We start from the raw sequence: 1,062 nt of genomic DNA, 5'->3' as shown, positions 1-1,062 counted from the left end.
ATACTTTCGAAGGCAAAGTAGCCACCGCTTGATAAAGTGCCATCCGCGAGCTGCTTCATCGAACCCACTAAGTTTTGAGGGACCTCATATATGCCTGGTGGATTGCTCTTGGCTTTCTATTTGGCCGTGGCCTTAGCTCCGGTCTTGCTCTCATGGATGTCCAATCTGCCTCCTCGTCCTTTTTGGGATGAAGTTTCATCAGCCATGGCCATGACGGCATTTGCCGTCTTATTGATAGAGTTCCTCTTGTCTGGTCGATTTCGACAGATTTCGCGGAAAATTGGGATCGATCAAACCATGCGATTCCACCAGCTGTTCGCCCGGACGATCCTGGTGTTAGTGTTGGTGCATCCCTTCATCTATACGCTTCCCGTTATCGATTATCCTCCACCTTGGGATTCTGAAGCGACTGGTTTCCTGCAGCTCAACAATCTTGGGTTTCTGACAGGCGCTGCGGCATGGGTGTTGCTCGGAGTATTAATCCTGACGGGGATCGCTCGCGATTCCCTACCGTATCGCTACGAGACATGGCGGCTCAGCCACGGTTTGGGGGCTGTTTTAGTGGCCGTGCTTACAGCGACCCATACCCTTGAGTCCGGCCGCTACAGTGAGACTGAGCCGCTGCGCTACTTTTGGTTCATTCTGCTGGCAGTCGCTGCAGCAAGCTTGCTCTACGTTTATCTCATCTCGCCTCTCCTCAAGCTCCGTTCGCCGTTCGAGGTTTTGTCCGTTCGCAAGATCGCGGATCGAACATGGGAACTCACCATAGGCAAGACGGATAAGACGCCCTTCAACTTTGAGGCCGGGCAATTCGCTTGGCTAAGCCTTCACCCGCATCCCTTCACACTCAGGGAAAACCCTTTTTCAATCTCGTCAGCTCCCAGCGATGGAGAAAAGGTGCAATTTGTTATTAAGGAGCTGGGGGATTTCACTCGGTCGCTAGCTCATGTCGAGTTGAGACAGCGCGCCTGGTTAGACGGTCCTCATGGCGCAATGACACCACCATCTCCAAACGCGCCTGGTGTGGGAATGATCGCGGGAGGGGTGGGGATTGCACCTCTT

General features: G+C 53.4%; 1 protein-coding gene. It reads left to right on the top strand.

Annotation, left to right across the window (positions count from 1 at the left end; genetic code table 11):
• Window positions 1-204 precede the first annotated feature (204 nt).
• Window positions 205-1,062, top strand: an 858-nt coding sequence (locus tag V6D20_22185) for a ferric reductase-like transmembrane domain-containing protein (protein HEY9818494.1), incomplete at its 3' end; no start/stop codon positions are given.

The sequence above is a fragment of the Candidatus Obscuribacterales bacterium genome, assembly GCA_036703605.1.
GTDB lineage: Bacteria > Cyanobacteriota > Cyanobacteriia > RECH01 > RECH01 > RECH01.
This window is presented reverse-complemented; position numbering and strand designations above follow the sequence as displayed.